Origin of the sequence: Kocuria sp. ZOR0020 (genome assembly GCF_000800955.1) — a bacterium.
GTDB lineage: Bacteria > Actinomycetota > Actinomycetes > Actinomycetales > Micrococcaceae > Kocuria > Kocuria subflava.
In genome coordinates, this window is sequence record NZ_JROX01000056.1 from 1 (window position 1) to 2,897 (window position 2,897).

General features: G+C 30.9%; 2 protein-coding genes. Both read right to left on the minus strand.

Features of this window, described 5'->3' with window-relative positions; translation table 11 throughout:
- Positions 1–148 precede the first annotated feature (148 nt).
- Complete coding sequence (locus tag L979_RS15790; RefSeq protein ID WP_052080622.1) at positions 149–2,518, minus strand: SGNH/GDSL hydrolase family protein; 2,370 nt, start codon at positions 2,516–2,518, stop codon at positions 149–151.
- A gap of 56 nt (positions 2,519–2,574) precedes the next feature.
- Positions 2,575–2,897, minus strand: a 323-nt coding sequence (locus L979_RS16190) for a hypothetical protein (protein WP_081993747.1), incomplete at its 5' end; no start/stop codon positions are given.

Below are 2,897 nucleotides of genomic sequence, written 5' to 3' on the forward strand. Positions count from 1 at the left end.
TTACCAAAGAAAATCTCACGTGAGTTATAATCTAATTTCATTTTTTATTTTCCTTTTTATTTTTTTATGCAGTACGTTTCCAATAATATATTGTCGTTGAACCAATTACTGCTGAACCGATATTTTCCCATGCAATCCTAAATATATATTAATCAATATCAATATTCCACATGCAAACAGGATATATTAAATCTTGTAACTGTGACATAATTTGAGCCATTGAGTATTTGTTAGGGTGTATCGATCCATAAGTAACGCCATCTGAATTTAAAGCTGACCATGTTTTTATAGACATATCATTATGTGCGTAAGTTCTCGCTGTAAAATCAGCAAACGCACACTCGTATTTACGACATAATTCTTGTATTATAGGTCTAACATTTTGAAACCACTCTACATAGGTTCTCCCAGTATTATAAACTGTTCCAACTGTTGGCAAAGTGATGATAATAGCCAAATCTTTTACGGTTTTATTATAAGCTGGTCTACCATTAACACTTGTATTTCCTCTTATTCTTTTCAATCCTTCTTCCATATTTGTTTTAAATAAGTTTAATCTTTGTTCTAGTGTTAACCCAGCGAACTTCGTATGGTTTTTATCAGCGTCATTCATTCCCCATCCAATTATTAAAAGGTCTGGGTTATGTTCCATCGATGTTTGTAAAAAACCATTAGGGTATTTTTGTAAATAGTAAGGCAAAGCATAAGTTGGGTTTCCTACCCATTCATTCGTATTTCTACCACCAAAACCATTGTTTAGTATTGATAATTTTTTTAAATCATAATTCCCTGCCTTCATTATTTTTTTAAGTGCATAATCTTTCATGCCAAAAAAAGTATCTTGAACCGATGATAGTGGAGCGTAACCAGCAGTTATACTATCTCCGTCTAATGCTATTGATATATTATTTACACCGTCATAAATTTTCTCATACCAATGCTCTAAATATTCATGTCCCCAAATAGGTGTAACTGGATATTTGTAATAATCAAACGCAGTAGTAGTTGTTGTAACAGTGTCATTACTTACTGACGGGGTATAATTTACCATTTTTTGAAAACTATCTAAATTACTCGGTACGTTGTTAGTGGATGAAGTGTAATTTAAAACTTGCATGTCTGCTAATATCATGTCAATATCAGATTGTGTAAGAGGTTTTAATCTAACATACCCTTGAATAGCATATATTCCATTTGCGTTTATATTTTTTTCGTTTGTAACAGTAACACTCTCACATTTCAAAGTATTGCTATTAAATTTAACTAATTCTAATCTTAAATATTTTGAGTTAGTATATTTTAAAATAGAACCCTTATTTAATGTCATTTTTTGAGTTGAAAAGTATGTCTTGTTAATATCTTTTGAAGCACTACCAACACTATATTTTCCATATGTTACAGTCAAGTCAATATCAACTAACATTCTATCTTTGAGAAATTTTAATTCATCTTCAATAATGTCTATTTTGTCTGTAGTTGAAATATATGATGTAAAAATAAAATTTGATTTTGTCGTTGCAACATCTTCTCCCATTTTTCCAAAACCAGTTTTGGCAGTTTGAAAAGCAATTTTGCCAATATGCTTTATACTCATTCCATTTTTTACTTCGCCATAGCGTAAAAAAGCACCATTTTTATCATATAAAAAATATTTATAAAGTGTATAATTAGTTGGATTTTTAATATTTAATTCAACAGTACCGCTAATATCAAACTTTACAGTTCTATTCATAGACTCATTAATAACTGTTTCGCCATTATTATCATTATATTTACCAACTTCCCAAGCAACATTTAAAGTTGTTGGTGTTAAACTGTTCGCTTGTGCTTCGGTAGCCTTTGCCATTGCATTTTTGGCTTCACTTTCAGCTTGTTTTGCTGTTTCTTGAGCAGTTGTTACATTTTGATTTGTGATTAATAAATCTGATTGTTCAGCTTTTGTTGAAATTGCAATCCCTTGCCTGCTGACATCAGCTTGTAAGTTGTTCAAGTCTGTTTGATTGGCTTTAAGCTCAATATTGCTCTTGTTTGATTCAGTTTGAGCATGTAAGTCATTCAACTCACTACGCATTACTTGTGGCATATTTTCCAATAATAATTTTGTAAAATCATCAATCTTATTATTTACTTCTTGAGCTAAATCTGTAACCGTAGAATTATCTGATATAAACGTAAGGTTCTTGCTGACGATAACCTGCTCTTTATCTTCATTGAGAAGTATTAAGTTCGCTTCAATAACTCCAGTTTCTGTCATTTCGGTAGGAATTACTAAAATAAACTCTCCCTTAGTTAAGTTTTCAGGAGGAATCATAACAAAACCTGAATTACTGCTATTAGTATATTGATATGTAAGTTTTAATGAATGGCCAGTCAAATCAATTTCGCCTCCATTATCAAGTATTTTAATTGACAATGTTCTAGCGTTGACGTCGCCTTGCATTATTTGAATTGGTTGTGGGAAGCCTTTATTGACCGTATCCCATACAATCGCTCTATTTTTAAAATTATCTAAACTCATTAAAAAATACCATTATTGTTAATTTCAATCAAATGTAATTAAACCACTTTCTACTTTTATAATTTCATTGAATTAGCATAAATAGCGCCTTTTTTCAATGTTGTTTTAACGTCTTGCATACCTTTTTTATTTCTTAAAAAGTACATACCATGATAACCGCTAGTATAATTAGCTCTAGTACCTGCGTCAATAACTATTTTATCGCCTTTTTTAACTTGTTTTAAGTTACTTGATAATTGACCAGTATTTTGGTATCTAGCATAAGTATAGGTGTGACCATGACTTCTAATTAATCTAGTTCTTCGGCTTGCACTATTCGCTTTAGCTTTAAATTCTGCTTCAAACCAGTCGCCCATGCGTTCTGTTACTTTAGTTTGCA